29 protein-coding genes are annotated in these 25,387 nt (G+C 62.1%); 14 read left to right on the forward strand and 15 right to left on the reverse strand.

The window, feature by feature from the left end; translation table 11 throughout:
- The first annotated feature begins 43 nt into the window (after nucleotides 1-43).
- Nucleotides 44-655, forward strand: coding sequence for a GNAT family N-acetyltransferase (locus AB7008_RS24130; protein WP_028157490.1), 612 nt, complete (start codon nucleotides 44-46; stop codon nucleotides 653-655).
- Nucleotides 656-733: 78 nt separating this feature from the next.
- On the opposite strand, the gene AB7008_RS24135 is transcribed toward AB7008_RS24130, so the two are convergent.
- The 5 genes from AB7008_RS24135 to AB7008_RS24155 form a co-directional block, all read right to left on the reverse strand.
- A complete protein-coding gene (locus AB7008_RS24135) occupies nucleotides 734-1,039 on the reverse strand; it encodes a hypothetical protein (protein ID WP_014495712.1) in 306 nt (101 codons plus the stop codon).
- 85 nt (nucleotides 1,040-1,124) lie between these two features.
- Nucleotides 1,125-1,424 (reverse strand): putative quinol monooxygenase, encoded by a 300-nt coding sequence (locus AB7008_RS24140; protein WP_038931808.1) that lies wholly within the window; start codon nucleotides 1,422-1,424, stop codon nucleotides 1,125-1,127.
- 25 nt (nucleotides 1,425-1,449) lie between these two features.
- The gene (locus AB7008_RS24145; RefSeq protein WP_441259653.1) at nucleotides 1,450-2,136 is read right to left on the reverse strand and encodes a DUF2161 domain-containing phosphodiesterase; all 687 of its coding nucleotides are present in this window, start codon (nucleotides 2,134-2,136) and stop codon (nucleotides 1,450-1,452) included.
- 92 nt (nucleotides 2,137-2,228) lie between these two features.
- Nucleotides 2,229-2,909: an SDR family oxidoreductase gene (locus tag AB7008_RS24150; protein ID WP_304494065.1), complete on the reverse strand. Its 681-nt coding sequence runs from the start codon at nucleotides 2,907-2,909 to the stop codon at nucleotides 2,229-2,231.
- Between the two features lie 23 nt (nucleotides 2,910-2,932).
- Complete coding sequence (locus AB7008_RS24155; RefSeq protein WP_304494066.1) at nucleotides 2,933-3,676, reverse strand: tyrosine-protein phosphatase; 744 nt, start codon at nucleotides 3,674-3,676, stop codon at nucleotides 2,933-2,935.
- Between the two features lie 68 nt (nucleotides 3,677-3,744).
- On the opposite strand from AB7008_RS24155, the gene AB7008_RS24160 reads away from it, so the two are divergent.
- Nucleotides 3,745-4,071, forward strand: a complete 327-nt coding sequence (locus tag AB7008_RS24160) for an MliC family protein (RefSeq protein WP_041957874.1) — start codon at nucleotides 3,745-3,747, stop codon at nucleotides 4,069-4,071.
- 111 nt (nucleotides 4,072-4,182) lie between these two features.
- Here the strand turns inward: AB7008_RS24160 and AB7008_RS24165 are convergent, their stop codons facing one another.
- The gene (locus AB7008_RS24165) at nucleotides 4,183-4,386 is read right to left on the reverse strand and encodes a DUF2735 domain-containing protein (protein ID WP_028147811.1); all 204 of its coding nucleotides are present in this window, start codon (nucleotides 4,384-4,386) and stop codon (nucleotides 4,183-4,185) included.
- Nucleotides 4,387-4,922: 536 nt separating this feature from the next.
- Between AB7008_RS24165 and AB7008_RS24170 the strand changes: the two genes are divergently transcribed.
- The 4 genes from AB7008_RS24170 (at nucleotide 4,923) to AB7008_RS24185 (ending at nucleotide 8,410) form a co-directional block, all read left to right on the forward strand.
- Complete coding sequence (locus tag AB7008_RS24170) at nucleotides 4,923-5,957, forward strand: glutamine synthetase beta-grasp domain-containing protein (RefSeq protein WP_014495704.1); 1,035 nt, start codon at nucleotides 4,923-4,925, stop codon at nucleotides 5,955-5,957.
- Nucleotides 5,958-6,152: 195 nt separating this feature from the next.
- Nucleotides 6,153-6,854 (forward strand): GrlR family regulatory protein, encoded by a 702-nt coding sequence (locus AB7008_RS24175; RefSeq protein ID WP_441259654.1) that lies wholly within the window; start codon nucleotides 6,153-6,155, stop codon nucleotides 6,852-6,854.
- An 18-nt stretch (nucleotides 6,855-6,872) separates the two neighbouring features.
- A complete protein-coding gene (locus tag AB7008_RS24180; RefSeq protein WP_304494067.1) occupies nucleotides 6,873-7,556 on the forward strand; it encodes a substrate-binding domain-containing protein in 684 nt (227 codons plus the stop codon).
- Between the two features lie 32 nt (nucleotides 7,557-7,588).
- A complete protein-coding gene (locus AB7008_RS24185) occupies nucleotides 7,589-8,410 on the forward strand; it encodes a tetratricopeptide repeat protein (protein WP_038931803.1) in 822 nt (273 codons plus the stop codon).
- Between the two features lies 1 nt (nucleotide 8,411).
- On the opposite strand, the gene AB7008_RS24190 is transcribed toward AB7008_RS24185, so the two are convergent.
- Entirely contained in the window at nucleotides 8,412-9,050 is a 639-nt protein-coding gene (locus AB7008_RS24190) for a hypothetical protein (RefSeq protein ID WP_304494068.1), read from the reverse strand.
- Between the two features lie 202 nt (nucleotides 9,051-9,252).
- Between AB7008_RS24190 and AB7008_RS24195 the strand changes: the two genes are divergently transcribed.
- Nucleotides 9,253-9,957 carry a GrlR family regulatory protein gene (locus AB7008_RS24195; RefSeq protein WP_441259655.1) on the forward strand — a complete coding sequence of 235 codons (705 nt, stop codon included), beginning with the start codon at nucleotides 9,253-9,255 and terminating at the stop codon, nucleotides 9,955-9,957.
- A gap of 192 nt (nucleotides 9,958-10,149) precedes the next feature.
- Here the strand turns inward: AB7008_RS24195 and AB7008_RS24200 are convergent, their stop codons facing one another.
- The gene (locus AB7008_RS24200; protein ID WP_439711313.1) at nucleotides 10,150-10,419 is read right to left on the reverse strand and encodes a DUF6894 family protein; all 270 of its coding nucleotides are present in this window, start codon (nucleotides 10,417-10,419) and stop codon (nucleotides 10,150-10,152) included.
- Nucleotides 10,420-10,772: 353 nt separating this feature from the next.
- Between AB7008_RS24200 and AB7008_RS24205 the strand changes: the two genes are divergently transcribed.
- Both AB7008_RS24205 and AB7008_RS24210 read left to right on the forward strand, forming a co-directional pair.
- Nucleotides 10,773-11,198: a hypothetical protein gene (locus tag AB7008_RS24205; protein ID WP_231142003.1), complete on the forward strand. Its 426-nt coding sequence runs from the start codon at nucleotides 10,773-10,775 to the stop codon at nucleotides 11,196-11,198.
- Nucleotides 11,199-11,643: 445 nt separating this feature from the next.
- Complete coding sequence (locus AB7008_RS24210) at nucleotides 11,644-12,024, forward strand: hypothetical protein (RefSeq protein ID WP_304494069.1); 381 nt, start codon at nucleotides 11,644-11,646, stop codon at nucleotides 12,022-12,024.
- Between the two features lie 880 nt (nucleotides 12,025-12,904).
- On the opposite strand, the gene AB7008_RS24215 is transcribed toward AB7008_RS24210, so the two are convergent.
- Nucleotides 12,905-13,327 carry a hypothetical protein gene (locus AB7008_RS24215; protein ID WP_028157471.1) on the reverse strand — a complete coding sequence of 141 codons (423 nt, stop codon included), beginning with the start codon at nucleotides 13,325-13,327 and terminating at the stop codon, nucleotides 12,905-12,907.
- A 186-nt stretch (nucleotides 13,328-13,513) separates the two neighbouring features.
- Between AB7008_RS24215 and AB7008_RS24220 the strand changes: the two genes are divergently transcribed.
- Nucleotides 13,514-13,723, forward strand: coding sequence for a hypothetical protein (locus AB7008_RS24220; RefSeq protein WP_028157470.1), 210 nt, complete (start codon nucleotides 13,514-13,516; stop codon nucleotides 13,721-13,723).
- A gap of 116 nt (nucleotides 13,724-13,839) precedes the next feature.
- Nucleotides 13,840-14,217, forward strand: a complete 378-nt coding sequence (locus AB7008_RS24225) for a hypothetical protein (protein WP_028157469.1) — start codon at nucleotides 13,840-13,842, stop codon at nucleotides 14,215-14,217.
- A 137-nt stretch (nucleotides 14,218-14,354) separates the two neighbouring features.
- On the opposite strand, the gene AB7008_RS24230 is transcribed toward AB7008_RS24225, so the two are convergent.
- Entirely contained in the window at nucleotides 14,355-15,704 is a 1,350-nt protein-coding gene (locus AB7008_RS24230; RefSeq protein WP_212477373.1) for an IS701 family transposase, read from the reverse strand.
- A 180-nt stretch (nucleotides 15,705-15,884) separates the two neighbouring features.
- The gene (locus AB7008_RS24235) at nucleotides 15,885-16,868 is read right to left on the reverse strand and encodes a hypothetical protein (RefSeq protein WP_304494070.1); all 984 of its coding nucleotides are present in this window, start codon (nucleotides 16,866-16,868) and stop codon (nucleotides 15,885-15,887) included.
- Between the two features lie 393 nt (nucleotides 16,869-17,261).
- Here AB7008_RS24235 and AB7008_RS24240 point away from each other — a divergent pair, with 393 nt between their 5' ends.
- On the forward strand, nucleotides 17,262-18,884 hold the full coding sequence (locus AB7008_RS24240; protein WP_304494071.1) for an ABC-F family ATP-binding cassette domain-containing protein: 1,623 nt from the start codon (nucleotides 17,262-17,264) through the stop codon (nucleotides 18,882-18,884).
- Between the two features lie 166 nt (nucleotides 18,885-19,050).
- Here AB7008_RS24240 and AB7008_RS24245 read toward each other — a convergent pair whose 3' ends face one another.
- Together AB7008_RS24245 and AB7008_RS24250 are read right to left on the reverse strand one after the other, a co-directional pair.
- Nucleotides 19,051-19,584, reverse strand: a complete 534-nt coding sequence (locus AB7008_RS24245; RefSeq protein ID WP_304494072.1) for an REP-associated tyrosine transposase — start codon at nucleotides 19,582-19,584, stop codon at nucleotides 19,051-19,053.
- 118 nt (nucleotides 19,585-19,702) lie between these two features.
- Complete coding sequence (locus tag AB7008_RS24250; protein WP_304494185.1) at nucleotides 19,703-21,919, reverse strand: alkaline phosphatase family protein; 2,217 nt, start codon at nucleotides 21,917-21,919, stop codon at nucleotides 19,703-19,705.
- Between the two features lie 348 nt (nucleotides 21,920-22,267).
- On the opposite strand from AB7008_RS24250, the gene AB7008_RS24255 reads away from it, so the two are divergent.
- Nucleotides 22,268-23,044 (forward strand): class I SAM-dependent methyltransferase, encoded by a 777-nt coding sequence (locus AB7008_RS24255; protein ID WP_304494073.1) that lies wholly within the window; start codon nucleotides 22,268-22,270, stop codon nucleotides 23,042-23,044.
- A 72-nt stretch (nucleotides 23,045-23,116) separates the two neighbouring features.
- Nucleotides 23,117-23,992, forward strand: a complete 876-nt coding sequence (locus tag AB7008_RS24260; protein WP_212504643.1) for an MBL fold metallo-hydrolase — start codon at nucleotides 23,117-23,119, stop codon at nucleotides 23,990-23,992.
- Nucleotides 23,993-24,003: 11 nt separating this feature from the next.
- Here AB7008_RS24260 and AB7008_RS24265 read toward each other — a convergent pair whose 3' ends face one another.
- Together AB7008_RS24265 and AB7008_RS24270 are read right to left on the reverse strand one after the other, a co-directional pair.
- On the reverse strand, nucleotides 24,004-24,627 hold the full coding sequence (locus AB7008_RS24265; protein WP_304494074.1) for a septal ring lytic transglycosylase RlpA family protein: 624 nt from the start codon (nucleotides 24,625-24,627) through the stop codon (nucleotides 24,004-24,006).
- Between the two features lie 254 nt (nucleotides 24,628-24,881).
- Nucleotides 24,882-25,376 carry a hypothetical protein gene (locus AB7008_RS24270; protein ID WP_248883122.1) on the reverse strand — a complete coding sequence of 165 codons (495 nt, stop codon included), beginning with the start codon at nucleotides 25,374-25,376 and terminating at the stop codon, nucleotides 24,882-24,884.
- Nucleotides 25,377-25,387: the final 11 nt, after the last annotated feature.

A 25,387-nucleotide genomic window follows, 5' to 3' on the forward strand; every position in this document is an offset into this window, starting at 1 on the left:
GGATTCGAACGCCTCCTCGAGGGACACCAAGAGGAGTTTTGACGTGGTACTTGAAGACACGACCCGCACGAAGTCCGTTCCGGGCTATGTGCGGACCTTGAGCCAGCAGGAAGAATTGCCGCTTCTGCGCGATCACCTTCTGCGGCTTGATTCCGCAAGCCGGCACGACCGTTTCAACGGCTTTCTCGACGACAGCTTCATCGAGCGTTACGCCGCCCGCTGCGCCGAGGACGGAACAGTGATTGTCGCCTACATCGTCGACGGCGTGGTTCGCGGTGCGGCCGAGCTGCATCCGCCGGAGGACGATTCGCTGCCCGAGGTCGCCTTCAGCGTGGAAGCCTCGGCACGGCGCCAGAACGTCGGCACCATCCTGTTCAGCCGGCTGATCGCGGAAGCGCGCTGGAAAGGCTACAAGCGCCTGCGCATCACGACCGGCGCCGAGAATCACGCCATGCGGGCGCTCGCCAGGAAGTTCGGGGCGAACCTGCAATTCCGCCATGGCGAATCGACCGGCACGATCGATCTCGCCAAGACGCCCGAGGCCGAGCTCGCTGAACTGGCGGCCTCGCCCTTCACGGCCGGACACGCGCTTCTCAGCTTCAACTCGACCTGCTGGAAGATCATCTCCAGCATGTACGGCAATCGCGCCGCCTAAATCGAAACGCGGACTGGAATCAAAAAGCGGACCGGCAAAACCGGTCCGCTTTCGTATTGGGGATAGGGAATTGAGCGCTCAGGTGCCGGTGCGCTTGTCGTTGCCGAAGCGGCGGACGACACGGCGTTCGACCACCACCGAGCGCTGCGCACCCTGTTCGCCTGCGATCACGCGCGTGGCGGTGATGCGGCCGTTGGTGCGGGCTTGCTTCTTCACCTCGGCCTGCACGATTTCGATCGGCATCCCCATCAGCGCCGCCGCGATCTCCGCCTGCTGCTCCTGATCGTCGGTGATGCCGACGGCGGCAAAGATCGCCTCGTCCAGGGTCGGCGGGTCGTGGCGCACGCGCCGCGTGCCATATTTGGTATTCCAGTCTGCGCTCATAACGGCCTCGGTTTGATGCCGGGATACCTAGTGCCGGAGATGTTGCATTGCAATATGAATTTGGTGTGGCATCACAGCTATGCGCTCACAGCTTTTCGAGCCTGTCGGCCTCATAGAGATCGAGCGTGGTCGGCCCCGTGGCCAGCGAGCGCAAGGTGCGCACGAACTCGCCGGATGCAGGTACCGCAAAGTGGGCGGCGAGCGCGGCGCGGTCGGCCCATTGCTCGAAGAACACCAGCCTGAGCGGATTCTCGCAGTCGACATGCACTCCGTGGGAGATGCAGCCGGGTTCCTGTCGCGACCGATGAACATGCTCGAGGCTCAGGCGGCGCGCCTCGTCGAACGTCTCGGTGCGGACCGTTACGCTGCCAGTCACAACGATCATGCGATGTCTCCCGACGTGATTTCCGCTAGGGCGGCGATGCCTCGCGGGGCGCTTCTTTCATCGGTGCCTGCGGCCAGCGTTTCAGCGCCGCGTGTCCGGCCTCGGTCAGCCCGTAGATTCCCCGGTCAGCGCGTTCGAACCAGCCATACACATTGTTAAGCAAGATCTTGCCGGCATCAGGACAGCGTTCGCGCAATTCGCGCACCTTTCGTGGCCCACCGACGAGTTCCGACGCACAGGCCAGCGCCTGCTGGCGATAGGCCGTCATGATCGGCGCGCGGGTGCTGCCACCGAGCACGGGATCGCCTTGGCGGCGCAGATGTTCGGCGACCAGGCGCGAACGGACTTTCGGCTCGCGGCGCAGCGCTGCCGTCGGTGGCTTCACCAGCACCTCGACCTGGCCGCGGTCGGTCACCCCAAGCATACCGAAGCCGAGGCGGCGGCAGAGGTTGCGATAACGCGCATCGCTCTCGCGTCCCTTGCCGCGGATCGACATCTTTGCGGCGATCCAGACCTCGTCGCCGGCGGGCGCGCGATCGACCGCCTGGAGGATCAGTTCGAGATTGAAGGCGAGCTTGAGCTCTCCGATCACCACGACAGGCGGATCACCGGCGCTGAGGCCGACGAGGTCGCAGCCGCCGATCTCGCCCTTGACTGTGAAGCCGAGCTCTTCGAGGAAGCGTTTGACGGGGAGATAAAGCGCGGTTTCCACGGGAAGTCCGATCGGAGAATCAGTTACGGGCAGTCTAGAGCCTTCCCGGCTCCGATTGAATCGGAGCGGGGCTCATCAGACCAGAACTGCGACTACACCCGCCCGCCGACCGGGATCAACGCGCCGGTGATGCCACTTGCAGCATCGCTGACAAGGAACAGGATGACCTCCGCGAGTTCCTGCGGTGTCACCCATTTCGAGAAATCCGCTTTCGGCATGTCGGCGCGGTTGGCCTTGGTGTCGATGATCGACGGCAGCACCGCGTTCACGGTCACCTTGCCCTTCCACTCGTTGGCAAGCGCCTCGGTGAGGCGATGCACGCCGGCTTTCGACGCCGCATAGGGGCCCATGCCGGAACCTGCCTGAAGCGCGCCCGTGGCGCCGATATTGACGATGCGGCCGGCCCCAGACGCGGCGAGATGCGGCAGCGCCGCGCGCGAGGTGTTGAGGGCCGTCAGCACGTTGAGCGCATACATGCGCTGCCACGTCTTGATGTCGCCGTCGCCCACGGTCTCGAACGCGAAGCCGCCGGCGATGTTGATCAGCGCATCCAGCCTGCCGAAGTGCTTTGCCGCCGCCTCGACCGCCGTCTTCGCTTGCGCTGGGTCGGACAGATCGACGCCGCCGATCTCGATGCGTTCGGGCGTTGCCGACACCTGCGAGGGCGCGTGGTCGATGCCGGCCACACGCGCGCCGCGCGCTGACGCTGTCTCGGCGACAACCTTGCCAAGTGCGCCGAGCGCGCCCGTCACGATCAGAACCTTGCCTTGCATCGTCGTTCTCCCGGCGCGGCCGCCTACGATTGCAGATAGCGCGCCTTCAGCGCGGTTTGCTCCGGTGTGCCGAGCTTGAGGCCGTCGCGCAAGTAGGTTTCGAGATCGCCATATTCGTTGCCGACCGCCTCGAAGGCAGCAGCAAGGTATGAGGCCTCGACACTGCCGATCGCATCGAGGACGTCGGCGGGAAGATCGGAAGCGTTCGATGCGTCGCGCCTGTAGTGCTGGTTGGTCAACAGGTAGTCCTCGGCAATGACCTCGTCGGCCACGCCGAGCGCATGCAGGATCAGCGCGCTTGCAAAGCCCGTGCGGTCCTTGCCGGCGGTGCAGTGGATCACCAGCGGCGCGCGGTCTTCCAGGAGATGGCCGAACAGCATGCGGAAACTGTGCGTGTTGTGGCGGACATAGTTGCGGTAGGACTCCCGCATGAGCTCGAGCGCGACCGGGGCGGTGAGCCTGCCCTTGGCAAGCTCGGCGCGCAGCGCGGCTACGACAGTTGGCTCGATCGGCAGCGAATGCACCGTGATCTCGTTCACGACGCAGACGCCGGCCGCGCGCTCCTCGACGCCGCGAAAATCGAAGGCGCTGCGCACGCCCAGCGCGCGGACGATCTCGACGTCGGCGGCCGTGAGCTGGCCGAGATGGTTGGAGCGGAAGATGTGGCGCCAGCGCGTGGTGCGGCCATCGGTGGTCGGATAGCCGCCGAGGTCGCGAAAATTGCTGGCACCTTGCAGGGCGAGGTGGCGGGCAAAGGAATCTGGCATGAGATCAGCTTGGGTTATGTTTCCACTGGACGCACTACGGCGTCCTTGAGTGCATTCAGGGGGCAATCATGGGCCGGCACAAGGCCATTGTTTTGGCGATCACCATGCTGTCGGGCGGAATTATCGGTGCGGGACAGGCGGACGCGCAGACGTTCCGGACCTATCGCTGCGTCGATGGTACGCAGTTCATCGTGGGATTTTATGACGACGACAACCGTGCCTTCCTCCAGATCGACGGCGAACCCGTCACGCTGAAGAAGCGACTGGCGCTTTCTGGCACGCGCTATTCGGGGGCAGGGATCACGCTGAGGATCGGCAAGACCGGAGCGACCACGGTCAAGCATCTGAAGCGGCCGGTCACGTCCTGTGCGGTGATCGAAAAGCCCGCGCTCTAGCCGGGAGTCCACCAGGAATCAAAAAGGGCCGAAACCTCGTTGTTTCGACCCTTTTTCAAACTTCCGTCGGACGCTTGCGCGAGCGCGGCGGTATCATACCAAACACAAACATTAGCGTTCCCATTTGGGCTTTGCTTCGTCGACCGCATCCTGGTGGTACCAGCTGTCGCTGCAGATCGAGACGTTCGCGGGAAGCGAAGCGTGATCGGCGGGAAGGCGGGTGTCGCCATAGCGGCGTCCAGCGAGAGCGGCGCGGCCCCCGACAGGGAATTGGTAGATCGTTGCAGATCCGTGATTCAGACCATTATTCATCATTGCGATTGCTCCTGGGTCGAAGCGCCTTGGCCTCCATGGTGCGCCCGACTCGTTCGATTGTGGTTACTGGATTCCCCATATCGGCCGCGCATCCCGAATTGGAAAGTGCTGAAAAGGAAATCAGTTGCTGCCTAATCTGTGGGCATGTGACCCTCTGCATCCCATAAGGCACCATGTCGGTGGCTAACGCCTGGGCCATTCCAAAGGTTGCTAGGCAGAGGCTAAGGACTTTGCGAAAGTTGCTGGACGTTGATGCGCGTTTCATCGGCAACCTCCGGCAACGGTGCGTCTGCTCCAGAATCAGGCGTTTTCCGCGGGATTTTTGCAGTGCAGCTTCACGGGAAGGTGCGCGGCTATGACGCACGTTGCCGGGGACGGTTTGCCGTTCGCGGGCCGATCCCGACGGCGGTGGAAAACCTCCCGCGCTGCGGCCTTTTGGCACGCAAAATGCTTGTAGAGGGGCGGCCGATGATGGCCGGGTACAAACGTGCGGGGGCTCTCAACCCCACCTTTCGCATCATCTACAGAGAGGCTCAATGACCAAGTATAAGCTCGAGTACATTTGGCTCGACGGATATACGCCGACTCCGAACTTGCGCGGCAAAACACAGATCAAGGAATTCGCGTCGTTCCCGACGCTCGAGCAGCTTCCGCTCTGGGGCTTCGATGGCTCCTCCACCCAGCAGGCCGAAGGCCACAGCTCCGATTGCGTGCTGAAGCCGGTCGCCGTGTTCCCGGACGCCGCGCGCACCAACGGCGTGCTCGTGATGTGCGAAGTCATGATGCCCGATGGCAAGACCCCGCACGCGTCCAACAAGCGCGCCACCATCCTCGATGACGCCGGCGCATGGTTCGGCTTCGAGCAGGAATACTTCTTCTACAAGGACGGCCGTCCGCTCGGCTTCCCGTCGTCCGGCTATCCGGCCCCGCAGGGCCCGTACTACACCGGCGTCGGTTTCTCGAACGTCGGCGACGTCGCCCGCAAGATCGTCGAAGAGCATCTCGACCTCTGCCTCGCTGCCGGCATCAACCATGAAGGCATCAACGCGGAAGTCGCGAAGGGTCAGTGGGAATTCCAGATCTTCGGCAAGGGCTCCAAGAAGGCCGCTGACGAAATGTGGATGGCCCGCTACCTGATGCTGCGCCTCACCGAGAAGTACGGCATCGACATCGAGTTCCACTGCAAGCCGCTCGGCGACACCGACTGGAACGGCTCCGGCATGCACGCCAACTTCTCCACCGAGTACATGCGTACGGTCGGCGGCAAGGAGTACTTCGAGGCGCTGATGGCGGCCTTCGACAAGAACCTGATGGACCACATCGCCGTGTACGGCCCGGACAACGACAAGCGTCTGACCGGCAAGCACGAGACCGCGCCGTGGAACAAGTTCAGCTACGGCGTTGCCGATCGCGGCGCCTCGATCCGCGTTCCGCACTCCTTCGTCAACAACGGCTACAAGGGCTATCTGGAAGACCGCCGTCCGAACTCGCAGGGCGACCCATACCAGATCGCTTCGCAGATCCTGAAGACGATCGCGTCCGTGCCGGCCGACAAGAAGGCCGCGGCCTAAGATCCCCCGGCCCGGGCCGGGGGGCTGGCCCGGGTTGGTCTTCAATCCGCCGGAGCTGCAAAGTTCCGGCGGATTTTTGCATTCGGGTGACAGCCGTTGTTGTGGGTCTGCCGGCCATGCCGGCTTGAAGTCTGTCCATCGCCGGCGAAACCGGGATAGAATGGCCCGGGATGCGCGGGGCCGGGGACACGGCTGGTGTTTGAAGGCTTCTACAAGGTGCGATTTCAGCTCGGCGACGCGGTCGGCCGGAGCGTGATGCATGTCGGCAATGGCAAGATGCTCGGCGGCAATTCGGCCTTCGCTCATATCGGCACCTATGAGAGGACCGAAGCCGGCGTCGACATCGTCATCAATACGGTCCGCCACAACCCGGACCCGAACTACCGCGCCATGGCCGGCACCGACGATGCGACCTTGCTTGCGAAGGGCTGGGCGGACGGCGATCTCTATCGCTTCAAGGGCGAGCTGAAGGAGCTGCCCGGCGTGCCGTTCCAGTCGGTGATGACGCCGATCACCGAAGACGAGGTGCCGATCGCGGGCGGCGTCGGCGAGGCCGGCATCGCCGACGGGCTCTATTCCGTGCACCTGCGCATGCTCGACGGCGTTGATGGCGGCCTGACCGGCGTGATGCTGCTCAACCAGGGCCGCATCCTCGGCGGCGACGCCTCGTTCTACTATCTCGGCAGCTACACTGCTGCGAATGGCCGCTGGAAGGGCCAGATCCTCAACCAGGAGCACACGCCGGCCAAGGACGATCCGATCTTCGGCGGCCACGAGGTCGGCATCGGTTTCTCCGGCACCTATGACGCGGAGCAGGCGGTGCTGGAGGCAACGGCGCTCGCCGGCAAGCGCAGCCTGCGCCTGACCGCCGCGCTCAAGCTGATGCACCGCGCCTGATCGTGACAGGAATAGCCCATGGAAAACATTCGCATGCTCTCGACGCTCGGCCTGATGGGCGCGATGCGCAGCCTGTCCTCCGCCTTCGAGGCCGCCAGCGGCATCCATGTCGATGCCGACTTCGCGCCGACCCTGGCATTGCTGAAACGGCTACGCGACGGCGAGGCCGCCGATCTCGTGATCCTGACCCGTGAGGGGCTCGACGAGATGATCGGCGAGGGCCGTGTGGCCGCAGGTAGCGCGGCCGATCTGGCGCGCTCCTTCGTCGGCATTGCCGTTCGGGCAGGGCAGGCGCATCCCGATATCTCCAGCGAAGCTGCATTGCGCAAGTCGCTGCTCGCGGCACGGTCCGTCGCCTATTCGCGGCTGGGCGCGAGCGGTGTCTATTTCGCCCAGCTGATCCAGCGATGGGGTATCGCGGCCGAGATCAACGCCAAGGCCACCATCGTCGAGCAGGGCTTTACGGCGGAGCGGCTCGTCAGCGGCGAGGCCGACCTCGCCGTGCAGCAGGTCAGCGAGCTGAAGCAGGTCGAGCGCATCGAGGTCGTCGGCCCGATCCCGCACGATTTGCAGACACCGGCCGTGTTTTCTGCCGGCCGCATGGCCAACGCCAGACATGCCGAAGCGGCCGATCGGCTGCTGCGCTATCTGGCATCGCCGGAGGTCGTCCCGGTGCTGCGCCAATCGGGACTCGAGCCTTGAATTTGCCGGAGCAGAGACGCAACGTAATGGCCATGCGGACTTGCCTCCTTGCCATCCTCCTCGCGCTTGCAGCGCCGTTATCGGCGCATGCCCAATCGGCCGATCTCGTCCTGTGCGACCGGCTGGCCGCCGATCCCAGCGATCCCGACAAGCCGGCCGATGTGAAGGGCGTGACCGAGCTTGCCGCATCCGACATTGCGACCGCCGTCAAATTCTGCAAGCAGGCCGCACCGTCGTCGCGGCGCGCAATGTTCGCGCTCGGCCGCGCCTATGCCGCCAACCGGCAGACGGCGGAGGCGATCGCCGCCTGGCGCAAGGCGGCCGACAAGGGATCGAGCGCGGCGATGGTCGAGCTCGGCGTCGCCTACGGCACCGGCTCCGGTGTCGCGAAAGACGAAGCACAAGCGCGCAAGCTGTTCGAGCGGGCGGCGCAGGCCGGCAATCCTCGCGGTGTCAGCAATCTTGCCGCGCTCGGCGGCGCCGGCGGTGCTGCGCCGGCCGACCCCGCACAGGCGCGCGCGCTGCTCGGCAGGGCGGCCGAGACCAACGCGGAGGCGCAGTACCAGCTCGGCCTGATGCTCTCCAACGGCAACGGCGGCGAGAGAGACGACGTCGCGGCGCGCGCGATGTTCGAGAAGGCGGCTGCGCAAAACCATCCCGGCGCGCTGGAGCGGATGGGCGCCTTCGCGCAGGAAGGCCGCGGCGGCGCCAAGGACAAGGATGCCGCAAAGGCCTATTACGAGCGCGCTGCCGCGCTTGGCGACGAGGACGCCAAGAAGGCGCTGGAGCGGATCCGCTGTCCCTATGCGATCAAGGACAAGCAGGGCAAGCTCGTCACCACGCTGTGCTTCTAGCTCACTTGTAGTAGTAGGCGACGTTGTTGCGGGCGTCGCGATAGGTCGTCTCGAGAAAGTCCGGATATTGAGCGGCCGCGCGCGCGACGGCGCGCACAACGCAGTCCCAGAAATCGCCGTTCCAGTTGAAGTGCTCGAAGGTGGCATCTTCGAACTTCACAGCTGTGATGATGGCCTGCCGGATTGCGTCGTCACTGGCTCGCGGATGGGCGCGTTTCACATAGTCGAACATCGGCCCTTCATGGGCGTGGTCGCGGTCGTAGCGGTACTTCGCGCGGAACTGCTCCGGCGCGAGCGTGCGATTGACGCGGACCTCTTCGGCGCTCGGACGCCCCTTGATCGAATCCAAGCGGTAGCGCCAGCGCCAGAGTTCGAAGGCTGCATCAAGCAGCGGCTGCTTCGCCGCGCTGGCGACGATAGCTGCGATCAGTTCCGCGGCTGATGGTTCTATCTGGTTCATGCCGCTTTGTCGCGGGCTCGCTCCGGCCGGTTCGAAGGAGCCTCCAGGAGAAACCTGCTCCGGCACGGGCCGTTGAATCACAACGAGCGGGAGGTCCCACCACAGTATTTCAAGCGTCATTAGCGTGTGAGGTAGGCCGCTCCGGACAGGGCAGACAAAAAAGTCGAAAAACAACCCCATGCACGGTCGCCAAGTCGTTGAAATCGTTGATTTCGTATTTTGCGAAAAATCAATTGACCCGTCGGGCAAAACAGGGGCATGATGGCATCATTCGGCGAGTGGGCTCCGCTCCCGGCCCTGCGCGGAAAAGCCGGATGGCCTCGGTGCGGCGACAGTGCTAGGTAGCCCGCGATTCTTTTTCTGATTTTGTGGACTTATTGAATTGCTGGACGGACTCTACAAGGTTGAATACGGCGTCAACGATGCGTTCGGCCGCAGCATCATGTGCCTGCACGACGGTAAGATGCTGGGCGGCAATTCGGCCTTCGCGCACCTTGGAACCTATGCCGAGCGCGACGGCGAGATCGTCGCCGAGGTGATCACCGAACGGCACAACGAGGATCCCAATTACAAGCCGCTGATGGGAGCCGATATCGCCTCGATCGGTGCGCGCGGGCGGCTCACCGGCAACCAAATCCGTCTCGAGGGTGGCGCGGACACCATGCCGGGTGCAAAATTCTGGGCCAATCTCACCCGGCTCGACGACGAGGGGCTGCCTCCGAGTGGTGCGGTCGGTCCGGGCGGCATTGCCAACGGACTCTATGGGATGAGCCTGCGCGCGCTTGATGGTGTCGATGCCGGATTATCGGGCGTGATGCTCCTGATCGACGGCCGCATCCTCGGCGGCGATGCGTTCTTCTACTATCTCGGCTCCTATTCCTCGGTGGACGGCCGCTGGAAGGGCGAGATGCTGAACCAGGAGCATACGCCGGCGAAGGGCGAAAACCCCGTGTTTGGCGGCTATGAGGTCGGGATCGGCTTCTCCGGGACCTGCACGGCGGAGAGCGGCGAGATCGAAGGCATCGCGCTCGCCGGCAAGCGCAGCCTGCGCCTTGCAGCCTCGCTCAAACTGATGCGGCGGGCCTAGAACGATGCCTCGACCGGTTGGCCTATGAGATGCACCGAGCACCGCAGAACGGTGAAGTCCATCTACCGCTCTTCGAGAGGCTTGAAACGGACCTTGCCGTCCTAAAAGCTAAGGAAGCAACGTTGGAGCGAGCACGCGCTAGGGCCGCGCGCCATATGCAATTGATCGAGGTTTCAGCCATGGAATTCCCCTTCAGAGCCCAGAGTTTTTCGTTAACCACCTCCACCTCCACCTCCACCGCTTCCGTCCGCCCCTCAGCTTCCGCCGCTCGATCTCTGCACCGGAGTCGTCGAGCACGATCACAACCGTGCCCGCACTAGGGTCATATTCGGGATCGCTGGCGATATCCCGAGCGACACAGGCGCCGTATTGGACCGCCAGTTCAGCAGAGCCAAATAGTTCTCCAACCTCGTCCGCCTGTGTCTCGCCGTTGTGGAAGATCGGGAAGTAATAACGTCGCATAGCCGCAGGCCCTCCATCCTTTAGCGGCCTTCATGCGCCCAGTTCGGGAGGTCTGCACCTGTCAAAAACGACAGGGTCGTGCGACAGCTGCGCTAGCAACCGGCGTCGCGGTTGCCGCCTAAGTGGACTGCCGCCGACATCAAGGAATCGAAGGCGCACTCGAAAGCACGGACGCTTGTCACAAAGTTAGCGGCGCGCGTTCGCACCGAAAGTCGTCCCGACCGATGCGGAGAACGAGCCAACGGGTGAGCGCTAAAAAGTCTTAGAGTGTGACCCTCTTCACATGGGTATGACATCAGGATCGTTAATCTCCAGCCGCTAGAGTGATGGTCCAGTTACAGTGGGAGGCGGTCATGTCCGCCGACACAAAAGCTGATGATTGGTTTATTGCTGCGCACGTGCTGAGGATACGCACGTCGTCGGGCACCGCATCGATATCGTTTAAGATTGGCAGCAGAGTAGCTAACATCGCCGCACTTCTAGGTTGCTCCGGGCCACTTTCTGGGAGCGGCGTTTCGGACACGGACTTCCAGCTTGATACGCAACTTATGCGCAACATCAGCGGGCCCTGGTCATTGAAGGACATCAAGGGGCATCGCGGTGACGTCACGCAAAACGTGTCATTTTTACCAGATGCATTGTCCGGCGTAGCGTTTAACAAGAGTGGAAGCGTCTTTTTTAATTTCGAGATACCCAACCCCACTCCTACGACCTTTACGATCAAGGGCCAGTGGATGGTAAAGATGGTCCTCAATCTTGGCACGACGTTCGCAATCTAGGGCGTGTACTCATAAATCGGCCCTCCCGACGCAGGATAGGTGATGCCCGGTTAGGCCCCGAAATCGGACATCAGGCGCGGACAAAGGCATGTCCACTTAGGGTCAACTGCAGACTTAAACGGTCCGCAAACCTTATCCTCGGAGAGTCGGTGACTGAGAGGGCCTTGTGCTACTCTCGCGAGCATGTCTCGCTTCAGCATTCGTTCCACCGTTTTGCTTGTCCTCATCGTCGGGGGGCACGTCCTGCATTTACGTGTTCTTTGGCCTCTATCTGTTGATCGGGCTGATTGCGTTGAACCTCGCCTGTCTTCTGTTTGTCCCGCTGGCTAAACGGTACGGATGGGGCGCAGAAGGGCGCCTCACAAGGCATCTCAGTCGTCCGCGGTTCGAAGACGAAGCCCGCAAGGCCAGTTAGATGCTGCCCCTTCGAATGAGGGACGTTCGCATGAGAACGCTGCTCAAAATTGCTCTAGTGGCGGTCTCCGCCGCAATCCTGACCACTGTGCTCTTGACCAGCGTCTTAGCTGGCATCTTGGGGATGCAATGGAGCAGGACGTTTCAAATACTGAGTTCTGCGACAGGGCTGTACCTCCTGCCCACGATCATCTTCATTGAGTTCTATTTTCTCATAAACGACCTGTTGGCTTATGCTTGCAGGAAATTCGAGCTGGACTTCGGGCTACACTTCTCTGAAATCCCATTTAAGTTCGACCTCGACAATTTCGAAACACCCATTCCGCTTAGGACGAAGCTCGTTCAGCTCTATCCCCTCACCATTCTACTCACACTGCTTGGGTTCGTTGTCGCGCTAATAACGCGCCAATAAGGCGGTCCCTCTGGTCCGCTTCGGGTCAAAAGCAGCGGTGGTCGCCAAGTTGGATCGGCGTCCGGTTTGCCCCTGACAGCCGACACGACACGCGCTCAATCGACCTTCGGCTAAGGGCCAGTAGCCGACGACCAGCTACTGGTTTATGCGCCGCAGGAGGGTGGCCGCGTTCGGCTGCCTCGCAGCCCACGCTATATTATGTTCGCCGTCGATCTGCACCCAATATGTACGTTCAGGCATGTCGCTTCCATCAAGTGAGTTGAAAGTGCAGGTTGCCCTCTCGCGAATGATGGCACCGGCGGCGTCCTGAGCTTGGTAGTCGATGAGCGCGACATACTGAACCGGCGACACTCGTGCGACTTGGACCATGGCTTTCCTGGTTGCTTCGGACGCAGCCCGTAGCGGGTCCGTGAAGAACGCGTCGAACGTGATCGTCTTCCGAGACTCGTCTACACTAGTCCGTTCATAGGTGGACGGAACCGCTAACCGCTCTTTGATTGCTCTATCACACGTTTGCACAAATTGAGAGGTTAAAGGTGGGTAGCCACGAAGGTACGCATGGCCCAGAACGACCACACCAAAAATCAGAAACACTGAGATTGCGACCTTTATTCTCATCTTCCGGGTCGTTGCCGATATGCCCACGCGGCACTCTGCACCGCTCTGATCAAGGAAGCGAAAATCAAAGGCAGAGCATTTTTCGTGCAGCCGTTACTGAACGCTAAGGATGTCCGCTTCGGGTCAGACTCGGAAATCCGGCCCAACACGAGTCATGTCCGATCTACCCCGGACAGCCGACATTGCGACGATCCCGGCGTTGTTCGCCTTCGGGCTATGAGCCGACATCGCTCCAATCAAGCGGCGATACTTGTCAGGCTTCTTAGCGGCCGTAGGGGAAGCAGCGGTTGCGATCGAGCGTGAGACCGAAATGCGCTCCCAGTGCAGCGATGGCCGCGTCCTGCTGAGGATAAGGATCGGCATTGGATGCGCCAACGATGATGATCCGGAACCCGCCGCGATCTTTGCCACCCGGTGGCAGCATCGCTGTAGTTAGTGCATTGCCCTCCCTGTCGCGCAGCGTGAGGAAAAGCGGCATCTCTCGCCGTACATGAGCCTCGAGGCCGATGTCGCGCTCGATCGCGTTGGGCCGCTCGGGGCGCCAGGACTGGACTGCCTTCTCCCGCTCGCGGCGGAAGTATTTCTCAACTGTGTGGCCCATCAGGCGCGACTCATACATCGCTTCACCTTCCGTCTCGATACGGAACCAGGTCTTGCCCTTCGGCGCGTCGCATACATACTGCATTTCGCCCGTCCTGCGATCGCCGCAATTCTAGGGCGGCGGTGGGCCTGCAAAGCCAATATGAGACTAGCTCCCCTGTATAGCGCTGCACGATCAGAGGAGCTAAGGGTATTTGATTGGACGTTGAAGTTTTAGTGAGCCCAAACAATACTAGGTCGACCGGAATAATCCTCTTCAAGGAGCGTCCCGATGCCTGACGTAAGGGAAAAGCAACGCGAAGCCCGCCGGAAGATCATTCGCCAATGGGCGAAGCTTCCGAAGGATAAACGGCAGTCTATGCAGGGGATTTCTGAGTTCGCCAGGACCGCCGCTCAGCAGAACGAGAACGCATTCGTCCGCAGTCGTCGCGATCCGTATCAGAAGATCATGGGATGGCTATTGCCGCGTTCTCATCTCTGAACGACTGAGTCCTCTGCACATCCTTCGAAGGCGGCACCGAAAATGTCGGCAAAGTCATCGAATGTCCTGCCGCGTCCGCCCCCCCGGCAGGGCCGTCACAACGCGACGAGATAACTGTGAAGCTGAAAGCAACAATCATCGTCGTAGCGCTGCTAGCTGCAACGGCTGCACATGCCGAGACGATCGATCTGAAATGCTGGGCGCGGGGCCGTACGGGCGACGAGCGCAACTCGGTCTACATAAACGGGGAACAGGTCACCGTTAATCTGGACGAGGGGACGATGCACTCTCGGACATTCGGAAGCAATTTGGCCGTCCACGTCACGGATACGCACTTGTTCTTTGAGACGGCGCTTACGCTCGGCAACATTTGGCAACATTTGTTCGACCCGACCGCTGTCTGGCAAGGTTTCATCAACCGCGTCGACGGCACGCTTAAGGCGCATAAGCGCGACGGTACTGTCATCAGCGGGCACTGCCAGCTAGTCGGCTGAACCTGCCCGTGTCGCATTTGCGGACGTTCCGGGCCGGTCAGGGCCATGTCTGCCCCAGCCCAGGAAGCGGACAATCGCGGACTTGTGAGTACACGCCCTAGCACTACTTTGGCAGAATGTGTTTTGGCCGCTGTTTTTCAAGAATTTGCTTTCGGCAATATGGGCATTGCTGAGACGGCGGCCGAAGGATGAGATCGACGATGGCGTGACGTACGGCGGGCATGGTTGGCTGGGGCGGAGGCCCGTTGATTCTTTTTTTTCCGCCCCGCGTGTGCGAGGCGACGATGTTGCAGGAAGGCGTAGGCGATCATTGTCATCAGGGCGTGGCGATGAAGACCCCGCCATGATCGCCCTTCGAAGTGATCAAGTCCGAGCTCCTCCTTCAACTGCTGATGCGCTTGCTCACAAATCCACCGTGCCTTGATGGTGGCTGCCAGCGTGCGCAGATCCGTCATCGCCGGAAGATTGGCGAGATAGTATTTCTTCTCTCCCGAGGCGCGTTGCTCGCCAATGAGCCAGGCTTCGTCGCCTGGGAGATGCTGCTGACCTTTATCCCATATCCGCTGCGGAGGGCCGTCGGCGGTCCGGACACGGAGAGCAGCAAATCGGGCTTTGAGCCGACCTTTCGTCCCGCTACGCCAACTCACGGTTTTCCATTTGGCGCTGGCCAACATTTGTTCTGCCGCAATCGATAAGATATCGGGCACGTGGTGCTTTCGTGGTTTCCCGCGGACTTTGGTAATCGGCCAAATGAGCTTCACATCGACCGGATATACTTTCAGGTGCCGAGGGATGCCGACAGCCCAGGCCAGCCCGCGCTCTGTTAGCCCTTGTCGAAACGGTGCGCTGAGGCCGTATCCTGCATCCGCCAGCACACATCCAAAGCGCACGTTGGCTGCCATCGCGCGGTCAATCTCGGCCAAAGCAATCTCCGGCTTGGACCGTGGCGTTCGGTGTTCGACTGGCACGCGAGCGCGCTTCAAACGAGACATGTCGCTTGTCCAACTGTCAGGCAGAAAGAGACGTAACGCGACCATTACTGGCACTTCGCCGCGCGCAAGCGTTAAAGACACCAGCGTTTGGCAATTTGCCGTTTTACCGAGAGCCGACGCGTATTGAGCCGCAACACCGACCGAGCGCTCACCCTTCTTCGGCAGTGAGGTGTCATCAATAACCAGCACCGCATCGCTGCCGCCGACAAGTCGGTCCGCCTGGTTGAGCAGCTCTGTCTCCAGCGGCGTCGCGTCCCAGACACCGTCCGCAATGAAATGGTGCAACTGGTCGTAGTTGCTCATGGCAAGGCGTTCCGCCATCGGCTGAACGCTCTTGCGATCGCCAGGACCTATCAGTCCCGCAACATACAGAGGGCACATCCGCTGCCGGGTCTTATGACCCAGCCGGTCCAAGAACGGCATCAGCCAGCGTTCAAGTTCGTCTTCCCATCCCGGCATGGTCAGCCCTCCAAGAGCCGACCATCCATGAATCATTGAAAAATTGATTCGGGAATCCTATAAAACGCGACAAAATCAAAAATCTGCCAAAGTAGTGCTAGGGCGTGTACTCATAGAATCCGCGTCGGCTTGTGCCAAATGTGACATCGAAGTGGTCTGGACGAATGTCGTCCTTGGGCCAGAGGCGGGAAGGCCAGTTCGTCTACCGTTCGCGCTTCATTTCATCGCAACATCGCGGTCGATGTCTTGCAGGTGCACGAAAGTTGCCCAGGCTTTTCGATATTCGCTATCTGCGGGATCGATCCCAAGCAAGGCGCGACACGCCTCTTTGATCTCGTCCGACGAGGGACGCATCGCGACGTTTCCGGACGACTTGGCCTGGTTCCAGCGTTCCTCGACGCCTTTCGCCAAGGCGATTGCTTCGGAGGGGCTCCGTTTCCGGGTTGACGTCGCCAATGGGTGACCCGGCGGGAATTTGGGCCATGCGACGGGAGGCTGATCGGCTCGCCATTCACTCTCCTTGCCGGTCCCGCGCCCTGCCGGCAGGGTTGCCTGGGCTCCATTGGCCGATTCAGGCGGGACGGTCCGCGCGCCCAGCTCGCGGATCTGCTGTTCCATGGTCCCGCCGGACGCCGTTGCACCTGCCGAAGGTGCACGCGTCGTCAGACCTGACACAGTTGAGGTGCCGGCTTGCGGAGCGACCTGCTGAACGGTTTGCGCAACGGATAGCATGCCAGGCGAAAGAGCAGGCTTCTGCTGCGCGACCTTGTCATTTTCAGTGGGGCAAGGCCGAAATCCCGAGCGCAGCTGCGTGATCCGGCCGTCGTCGTCGATGCGGGCAAAGTCAACGGCCACAGTGTAGACGAAAGCGGCACCGATGGATTGGCCGGATTTGTCTCTTGCCGTGACGGCGCCGCAGACATATCGCGCCGCGTCGGCCTCGACTGAGCGCAATGCGCTGAATTTGGCCGAGTCCGGATCGATCAGCACATGTCGAACTGCTGCGCGAGCTTTCTTGTGCTCGGTGGAGAAGATGCTGAGCACGACATCCGGATTGAACATGTCGGGCTGGTAGTACCACTTGTACTCCACGGCAAGGAATGCTGCGCCAAAGGCCGTCGCGATCAGGAAAGCAGATGCATTCATGGATTTGGCCGGGTAATGGAACCCGGTCTGGTTGTTGTTATCTTCTTGAACCATTTTCGATAGAATCTGCTAACAATCCGTAAATTGGTTGCTCCCGAGGCTTTCAACAACCAGTGGAAGAGCCGCAGCTGGTTCCGCTAAGGGGGCACTTGCCGATGCGGGAAAAGAGACCGAGCAAAGTCAACTCAGGGGCACACGCCGACGCCTGACGGGTGGCAGCGGCAAGTCCGCCGCGGGGCAGTCACGCCTTCCGGCTCGGACGGCGTGCTTCAGGCCGGACACGGTCGGCGGGCCGGCAGTCGAGCGGGCGCGAAGCATCGCTCGGAACGTCGCGACGAATTAAGGAGCTTGCGTCTGGTGGGGTGGAATCCGGGCCCGGCCGGGCTTCCCCCGGCGGCCCGTATGGCCTATGACGCTGCAACGCAACAATCCCCCCAAAAAGACCCCATGATCCGCCTCGACAACGTCAGCAAGCAAGCCGGCCACCAGATCCTGTTCATCGAAGCCTCCGCCGCCCTCAACAAGGGCGAGAAGATCGGCCTCGTCGGCCCGAACGGCGCGGGCAAGACCACTTTGTTCCGGATGATCGCCGGTGAGGAACTGCCCGACGAGGGGCAGGTCTCGACTGATCGCGGCATCACCATCGGCTATTTCAACCAGGATGTCGGCGAGATGAGCGCCCGCAGCGCCGTGGCCGAGGTGATGAATGGCGCGGGTCCCGTGAGCGAGGTCGCGGCCGAGTTGCGTGAGCTCGAAGCCGCGATGGCCGATCCCGACAAGGCCGACCAGATGGACGAGATCATCGCGCGCTATGGCGAGGTGCAGCACGCCTTCGAGGAGCTCGACGGCTACGCGCTCGACGGCCGCGCGCGCGAGGCGCTGTCCGGCCTCGGCTTCAGCCAGGAGATGATGGACGGCGACGTCGGCAAGCTTTCCGGCGGCTGGAAGATGCGCGTGGCGCTGGCGCGTATTCTCTTGATGCGCCCCGACGTCATGCTGCTCGACGAGCCGAGCAACCATCTCGATCTCGAAAGCCTGATCTGGCTGGAAAAATTCCTGCACGATTTCGAAGGCACTCTGCTGATGACCTCGCATGATCGCGAGTTCATCAACCGCGTGATCTCCAAGGTGATCGAGATCGATTCCGGCTCGCTCACAACCTATACCGGCGATTACGAGTTCTATGAGCAGCAGCGGGCGCAGAACGAGAAGCAGCAGCAGGCGCAGTTCGAGCGCCAGCAGGCCATGCTCGCCAAGGAGATCAAGTTCATCGAGCGTTTCAAGGCGCGCGCGTCTCATGCCGCCCAGGTGCAGAGCCGGGTGAAGAAGCTCGACAAGATCGAACGGGTCGAGCCGCCACGCCGCCGCCAGAGCATCGCGTTCGACTTCCCGCCGGCGCCGCGCTCGGGCGAGGACGTCGTCGCCCTGAAGAACGTCCACAAGGGCTACGGCAGCAAGCGCATCTATGACGGCCTAGATTTCATGATCCGCCGCAGGGAGCGCTGGTGCGTGATGGGCGTCAACGGCGCCGGCAAGTCGACGCTGCTCAAGCTCATCGCCGGTGCGAGCGAGCCGGACGAGGGCACGGTGGCGGTCGGCGGCAGCGTCAAGATGGGCTATTTCGCCCAGCACGCGATGGACCTGCTCGACGGTGAGCGCACCGTGTTCCAGTCGCTCGAGGACCAGTTTCCGACCGCGGGGCAGGGCTCGTTGCGCGCGCTCGCCGGCTGTTTCGGCTTCTCCGGCGACGACGTCGAGAAGCGCTGCCGCGTGCTTTCGGGCGGCGAGAAGGCGCGCCTCGTGATGGCCAAGATGCTGTTCGACCCGCCGAACTTCCTGGTGCTGGACGAGCCGACCAACCATCTCGACCTCGCCACCAAGGAGATGCTGATCACGGCACTGGCGGATTTCGAGGGCACCATGCTGTTCGTCTCGCATGACCGCCACTTCCTGGCGACGCTGTCGAACCGCGTGCTGGAGCTGACGCCGGAGGGCATCCATCAGTTCGGCGGCGGCTACACGGAATATGTCGCGCGTACCGGGCAGGAAGCGCCGGGGCTGCGGTCGTAGCCGCAATCCGTAGCCCGGATGGAGCGTAGCGCAATCCGGGATTCGTGCCACAGGAGTGGTCGTGCGATGTGGGTGGTCCGCCCCCGGATTACGCTCCGCTTCATCCGGGCTACAGGAGCGCCAACGGGATTCCGTAGCCCGGATGGAGCGTAAGCGTAATCCGGGATTACTCTCCGCGTTCACCGAAATTGCCGGTGATCTCGCCGCTGCCGCCCCAATCGGCGGGCAGGATGCCGGCATGAATGTAGCGATGCAGCGACGAGTATGGCCAGTCAGCGGCTGACACGACCAAGCCGTGCTTGACCGGGTTGAAGTGGATGTAGTTCGCGCATCGTTCGAAGTCCGCGTCGTCTCGTAGGGTGTGCTCCCAAAAACGCCTCTGCCACAGGCCGAACTCGCCGCGATGATTGCGGACGACCGGTACGCCGGAAGCAACGAGCCGATGCGTGAAGATGCTCTTGATCCGACGCCATCGGCCGGAGAAGTCCGCGTCATGATCCGGCAGTGTCATGATGACGTGCAGGTGGTCGGGCAGGACCACGATCGCGTCGATCGTGAACGGTTTTTCGATCCGGGTGGTCCTGAATGCTGCGCGCAGCTGCGTGACGTGTTCGACCAACGCGGACGATCTTCGATCGTCCAGCGTCGCGGTGAAGAAGTAGGCGCCGCCGGGAACGAAATTTCTCCGATAGCGCACCATGCGATAGGCTTTCCCGGATTTCGCTTCGCTTCATCCGGGCTACAACTAAATCGAGAGAGTTGCAATGAACTCGCGGGATGGGTGCCGGCCGGCGCTCATCCGTTGTGGCCGTCAATCGCTATCGCAAGATCTCGCGCAGCACCTCGCCATCGACCTGGTGCGGCCGGACGCCCAGGATCTGCATGATGGTCGGCGCGACGTCGAGATTGTGCATGCGCCGGATCGTGGCGTTGTTGCGGATCTGCGGGCCGGCGGCGATGAAGGTCGCGCTCATCACCGGCAGCTTGGGATCGTGGCCGTGGGCACCGTAGAAATTGGGCATCGACAGCGTGGTCGTCGCCGCATTGAACGGAGCATCGCCGAGCCGGGCGACGCCGGGGCTCTGGATGCCGTCGAAATTGTACCCCGGGGCCATCAGCGCGAACACGTCGCCAAAGTCCTGACCGATGGTCTTGCTGGTGCACTGTCCGAGCCCGGCCTCGCATTGTAGCGGGCGGGTCTCGACCACCGTGAACAGCCGCCCATCCTCGAGCGAACTGTTGAATTTGGGGTTGGGATCGACGGCATTCCTCACGGCCTCGGTGATCTGCGTCACCAGCGCCTTGTAGGTGGCAGGATCGACGGTGCCGCCCTGTTCGCGCTGTTGCAGGTTGACGTAGATGTTGGCCGCCGGACCGGAGGTGCGGATCGCCACCTTGGTGGTGTCGATGCCGGCGTTCTTCAGGATATTGGTCATGCTGACCGAGGTGTGGAACGGCGCAAAGCCGTGGTCCGACACGACGATGACGTTGCTGTCCGGCCCTGCGGCATCGGCGATCCGCTTCACCGCCTTGTCCGCGGTCTGATAGGCGAAGCGAATGTAGGACTTGTAGCGGGCGACCTTGGCTGCGTCCTGGTTGGCCCCGATCGAGTTCGGGTCCTTCGGGTTGGTGCCCTGGCGCGGGTCGGTGAGCAGGAACTGATGCTCGGAGCCGTCGGGTTGCTCGATATAGACCATCACGAGATCGGCGTCGGGATTGTTCAGGATGGCGCGCTCGCCGATATCCGCCTGATAGCGCACGAATGTCTTGACCATGTCCTCGAACATCGCCTCGATCTCGATGTCCGGGAAATTGGTGAAGCCCGGGCTCAGCCGCTCCGGAATGCGGAAGTCGGCCTGCGGACGCCAGAAGCCGATATTGTTGTTGATGTCGTCGACGTCGGTCAGGACCGGTGCGTTGCGCGGAATGAAGTTGGCGCCGTAACGGGCGAAGCGCACCACCGAGAGATCGGGCGCAAGCTGCGAGACGAAGTAGGCCGCACCGACCTTGGCGCCGCTGCCGTCGAAGAAGAACGGCGCGTTCTCGCCACCGAACCTCGCATAGGCTGGTCCGGTCGCCGGGGGCTTGAACGGTCCAGCCGCGATGCCGCGCGTGACGTCGAAGAACACGAGCGTGTCGTAGTTCACCTGGTTGTCATTGGTGGTGTCGAGCGCCGCAACCCGGATCGCGTATTTGATGTCCTGGGTAGCCGCATTGGTGCAGGTTGCGGTCGGAGCGGATGCGCATGAGAATGTCTCGATCGGCGCGGAGGTTGCCAGCACCGGGCTGAACGAGAAGCGGCCAGCCGCCTGGAGGGCCGTGGCCACGGCCGGATCGGCGGCGAAGTCCGCCGATGTGAGCGAAAAGCCCTGGGCGCCGATGCCGCCGAATGCGCCGAACGGCACAGTGTAATCGGTGATGCGGATCGGCTGGGCCGGTTGCACCACCGTGCCGTTGATCGAGATGTCGGCGCCGTCGCCGCCCGGCCACGTCGCGGTGACGACTTTCCGGCCTTGCTGGCGCAGTTGCACCCACAGCGGCAATGCCGTCGGACGCGGCGAGGGCCCGAGCGGGCTCTCGCGATAGCCGCCGATCGGCGCGGCGAAACCGCTGAGGCTCGACGTAACCGGCCCGACGATCGCCTGGTAGGTGTTCGAGGGAATGTCGTTGTGGACGGCGGTCGAGCCGGTGGCGATCTCGATATGCGAGACGGCGGTAAGTGACGGCGACGCCGTGATGTTTTGCTGCGCCACCGCGCCATGGCGACTCAGCCGCGCCAGAGCGCCGTCGCGCGGCAGTACGCCTTCGTCGATAAATTGCTGGATGAAATCGGGCTTTGCACCGTCGAGCGAGATGACGACTACCGGCGGTGAGCGGTGTCCGTGATGTTGGTCCCGATCATGGTCGCGAGCCCTGGAATTGTCGAAGCCGCGGTCGCGGCCGTTGTCGTCCTGGTCGGCGTGCGCCGGAATTGCGGTGCCGGCCAGCGATGCGGCGAGCGATATCGACGAGATCAGGGAGAAGAACGCTTTCATGTCCACGTGGTGCCCCATGTTTCTTGCTGCGCAACCTGCGCGGGTTTGACCTGGAATGACGCGGGGATTATCGAGCGTGGCCCACGACGCGCGTGTGACGCCTCGGCGACGTGTGTGCGTCGTTGAGATAACGCGGCGTGGCTGTGGTCACGTCACACCGAAATCAAGGTCCCGGCCGCACATGCATGCGCATATGAGCCTTGAGCACTGCGAAATCGGCATTGCCCCGATCGGTTGCCGATATTGCAAGTGACCGATCCGCAACTGTGAAACGGTCGCGACCGCGCAAGCTTCGCGCAACCCTCACGGGCGATGGTCCGCTCCAGGGCGAAGGTCGCGGAACGGGGCATGATCACCAAACTGAAAGAGATTTCCACGGCACCTCTGCCGTGCAAGATCTGCAGCGCAGAGGCCGCACTGTTCGGCGTGGTCGACTTCGCCAAACATTGTAATGAAGCGCGCGGCAGGCGGCTGCCGCTGCTGGGGAAGCCTGTCTATTACCACCGCTGCCAGGGCTGCGGATTCCTGTTCACCGATGCATTCGACGACTGGAGCGAGGCGAACTTCAAGACCGAGATCTACAACGACGATTACATCGAGGTCGATCCCGACTACAGGGAGGCTCGGCCGACCAGCTGCGCAAAACTGGTGCAAGACCTGTTTGGAGCCAGCAAGGCCGAGTTGCGCGTGCTTGACTATGGCGGCGGGGGCGGCCTGCTGAGCACGACGTTGCGCAGTTCCGGCTTCCTGGAGGCGCAGACCTTCGATCCCTTCGTGGCCGATTTCTCGCGGCCGCCGCAGGGGAAATTCGATATCGTCACCTGCTTCGAGACGCTGGAGCACATGCCCGATCCGACGGCCGGCATCGCCGCCATCGTCTCGAGCACAAAGGAGTCCGGACTCGTGCTGTTCTCCACGCTGCTGCAGCCGCCTGATTTCGAGGCGCACGGCGTCAATTGGTGGTATGTCGGCCCGCGCAACGGTCACGTCTCGATCTTCAGCCGTGCAGCGCTTGTCCGTGCCTGGCAGAACCACGGCTATCTGACTGCCTCCTTCAACGACAATCTGCACATGGCCTTCCGCTCGCTGCCCGGGTTTGCCCGGCATCTGCTGAAGCAGGCCTGAGCAGCGGCCGGCGCGTCTTGAACGTGGTGGTCTTGCCCGCTACGTTCCCTCCCAAAAAGGGAGCGAACAACCATGAGGCAACTCCGGATCGGCGACATCACCATCGATGCGGTGATCGAGCGGGAAGGGCCGTGGCGGCGGCCGCAGGATTTCTTCCCGGCCTATGACGAGGGCGTGTTCGCCCGTCATCTGCCGACGATGGAGCCGGAGGTGTTCGATGCCGCGCGCGGCATGATGGTCATCACCTACCAGACATTTGTGGTGCGCACGCCGCGCTACACCATCCTCGTCGACACCTGTACCGGCGAGGACAAGGGCCATCCGCCGCCGTTCGACTTTCCCGGCAAGGAGCGCTGGCGCAACGAATTGTTCGCGCTCGGAATCTCCTTCGAGCAGATCGACTACGTCTTCTGCACGCATCTGCACATCGACCACACCGGCTGGAATACGACCTTGCGCGACGGGCGCTGGGTGCCGACGTTTCCGAACGCAAAGTACGTCTTTCACAAAGGCGAGTACGCGGCCTGGGAGGCGGAGAATGCCAAAGGCAACAACCCGCCGGGCACCGTCTTCCGCGACAATTGCCTGCCGATCGTCGAGGCCGGGCAGGCGCTTCTGGTGGACGACGACTACGCGCTCGATGACACCGTCACGCTGACGCCGACGCCGGGGCACTCACCCTGTCATTGCTGCGTGAACATCTTTTCGAAGGGACGCCGCGCGGTGGTCGCGGGCGATCTCATGCATCACCAGATCCAGTGCCGCGAGCCGGACTGGTCGGCGAAGCCGGATTGGGATGCCAAGCAGTCGGCGGTGTCGCGGCGAAAGTTCTTCGCCTCCGTTGCGGACACCGACACGCTGATCCTGCCGATCCATTTTCCGGCACCGACGGTCGGGCTGATCAAGCCGCTCGGCGACGCGTTCGACTATCGGTTCAGGCGAGACTAGGCCGGCGGTCACTATCGAACGATTTCGAGCGTGACATTGACCACGCCGATCTTGATCATTCCGAGGGCTTGGGCCGCACCCGATGTGACATCAATGATGCGTCCATGAACAAATGGACCACGGTCATTGACTCTCACGATCACGGACTTTCCGTTCAAGACATTGGTTACGCGTAGGCGTGTCCCGAAAGGCAAGGACGGATGCGCCGCATGCAGCGCATGCTTGGTGAACCTCTCGCCGCTCGCGGTCATCTGATCTTCCGAGTAGAAGCTCGCAAGCCCGGACAGTGGCGTGTGCCTTCGATGGTGCCTTTTATGAAATGTATGCTGAGGCTTGCTCTTCCGATGCGTTGCCCGCCGAATGTCACCGTGAGCTTTCGGGTCTTGCCCTGTTGCGCGCTGACGCTGTCGGGGAGATTTTGTCGCGATCGAGGGGAGGTCGTTGGCGGTTGGCGAACCATTTGCGTCGCGGGTATGGTCATGCACTTCCGGCGGCGTCGCGCCAGGGATAGTCGCGGACTTCGTTATTCGACTGAATTTCGCATGCGCAGATTCAATTCCACCATCGAGTGCGATGCATGACGCTACAATCGCGGTAGCAGCGAGCAGTGCAGGTTGACCGCTCCATCGCTTCATGATGGCCTCCCAGCGCCTCAGCTGGTTGGAGTAGTTCGGTTCCAGGAATTGCCGGCTTTGACATATGTCAACGTTGCTGTGGAAGGCAGCGGTGTTGCCACTTCGGTCAGCGCCCAGCCGACGCGCAACGAGAATTTGCCCAACTGCCCGCACATCGCAGCAAGGAAAAGCCGCTGGGCTTTCGGAAGCCAGCGGCTCTGGTAGGGCATTATAGGGGCAGGGCGCGTAGAGGTGGGCCATGCGGCCCACCGAGATCAGACGCCAAGCGCGCTGGAGATTTCACCGAGGGTGGCTTTCTCGGCGTCACTGACCTGAACCCCCCCACCGAACCACCCTCCGCCTTCTGATGCAGCTTCAGCCGTCTTTTGACTAATCTGACGCAGCCAGCCCTTGAAAGCCGCGGCATCATCCGGAGCTTTTGCTGCAAGCAGCGACGTGACCTCGCGCAACGATGCGATCGTCTTGCTCTTGATCTCGGTCGGCGTGCTCTTGCCGAGTTCTGCTTTCAACCCGTCATGAGCCGCGGCCCGGCCGTCGCTCGTCTGGAAGTCGGCGACCACAGCCTTTACCAAGGGGTTGGCATTGGGGTCGGTGGCCACCTGGGCGAGCGCGGTGCCGCCGGCAAACGATTCCTTCAGAAGACCAAACAATCCGCTCGGTTCTGCAGCCGTAATGGCCATTCCCGCATTCATCGGGCTTCTCAGGAGGAGCGCCCATTCATCCTTGGTGAAATTGGTCTTGTCGGCCATGGAGTCTTTTC

Source organism: Bradyrhizobium sp. 521_C7_N1_3, from assembly GCF_052075975.1.
Taxonomy (GTDB): domain Bacteria; phylum Pseudomonadota; class Alphaproteobacteria; order Rhizobiales; family Xanthobacteraceae; genus Bradyrhizobium; species Bradyrhizobium japonicum.

Coding starts and splice junctions, on each gene's coding strand:
- AB7008_RS24135 (WP_014495712.1), bottom strand. CDS start 1,039: ATGAGCGCAGACTGGAATACCAAATATGGCACGCGGCGCGTGCGCCAC.
- AB7008_RS24140 (WP_038931808.1), bottom strand. CDS start 1,424: ATGATCGTTGTGACTGGCAGCGTAACGGTCCGCACCGAGACGTTCGAC.
- AB7008_RS24150 (WP_304494065.1), bottom strand. CDS start 2,909: ATGCAAGGCAAGGTTCTGATCGTGACGGGCGCGCTCGGCGCACTTGGC.
- AB7008_RS24155 (WP_304494066.1), bottom strand. CDS start 3,676: ATGCCAGATTCCTTTGCCCGCCACCTCGCCCTGCAAGGTGCCAGCAAT.
- AB7008_RS24160 (WP_041957874.1), top strand. CDS start 3,745: ATGGGCCGGCACAAGGCCATTGTTTTGGCGATCACCATGCTGTCGGGC.
- AB7008_RS24165 (WP_028147811.1), bottom strand. CDS start 4,386: ATGATGAATAATGGTCTGAATCACGGATCTGCAACGATCTACCAATTC.
- AB7008_RS24170 (WP_014495704.1), top strand. CDS start 4,923: ATGACCAAGTATAAGCTCGAGTACATTTGGCTCGACGGATATACGCCG.
- AB7008_RS24180 (WP_304494067.1), top strand. CDS start 6,873: ATGGAAAACATTCGCATGCTCTCGACGCTCGGCCTGATGGGCGCGATG.
- AB7008_RS24185 (WP_038931803.1), top strand. CDS start 7,589: ATGCGGACTTGCCTCCTTGCCATCCTCCTCGCGCTTGCAGCGCCGTTA.
- AB7008_RS24190 (WP_304494068.1), bottom strand. CDS start 9,050: ATGGGGTTGTTTTTCGACTTTTTTGTCTGCCCTGTCCGGAGCGGCCTA.
- AB7008_RS24200 (WP_439711313.1), bottom strand. CDS start 10,419: ATGCGACGTTATTACTTCCCGATCTTCCACAACGGCGAGACACAGGCG.
- AB7008_RS24205 (WP_231142003.1), top strand. CDS start 10,773: ATGTCCGCCGACACAAAAGCTGATGATTGGTTTATTGCTGCGCACGTG.
- AB7008_RS24210 (WP_304494069.1), top strand. CDS start 11,644: ATGAGAACGCTGCTCAAAATTGCTCTAGTGGCGGTCTCCGCCGCAATC.
- AB7008_RS24215 (WP_028157471.1), bottom strand. CDS start 13,327: ATGCAGTATGTATGCGACGCGCCGAAGGGCAAGACCTGGTTCCGTATC.
- AB7008_RS24220 (WP_028157470.1), top strand. CDS start 13,514: ATGCCTGACGTAAGGGAAAAGCAACGCGAAGCCCGCCGGAAGATCATT.
- AB7008_RS24230 (WP_212477373.1), bottom strand. CDS start 15,704: ATGATTCATGGATGGTCGGCTCTTGGAGGGCTGACCATGCCGGGATGG.
- AB7008_RS24235 (WP_304494070.1), bottom strand. CDS start 16,868: ATGGTTCAAGAAGATAACAACAACCAGACCGGGTTCCATTACCCGGCC.
- AB7008_RS24240 (WP_304494071.1), top strand. CDS start 17,262: ATGATCCGCCTCGACAACGTCAGCAAGCAAGCCGGCCACCAGATCCTG.
- AB7008_RS24245 (WP_304494072.1), bottom strand. CDS start 19,584: ATGGTGCGCTATCGGAGAAATTTCGTTCCCGGCGGCGCCTACTTCTTC.
- AB7008_RS24250 (WP_304494185.1), bottom strand. CDS start 21,919: ATGAAAGCGTTCTTCTCCCTGATCTCGTCGATATCGCTCGCCGCATCG.
- AB7008_RS24255 (WP_304494073.1), top strand. CDS start 22,268: ATGATCACCAAACTGAAAGAGATTTCCACGGCACCTCTGCCGTGCAAG.
- AB7008_RS24260 (WP_212504643.1), top strand. CDS start 23,117: ATGAGGCAACTCCGGATCGGCGACATCACCATCGATGCGGTGATCGAG.
- AB7008_RS24265 (WP_304494074.1), bottom strand. CDS start 24,627: ATGAAGCGATGGAGCGGTCAACCTGCACTGCTCGCTGCTACCGCGATT.
- AB7008_RS24270 (WP_248883122.1), bottom strand. CDS start 25,376: ATGGCCGACAAGACCAATTTCACCAAGGATGAATGGGCGCTCCTCCTG.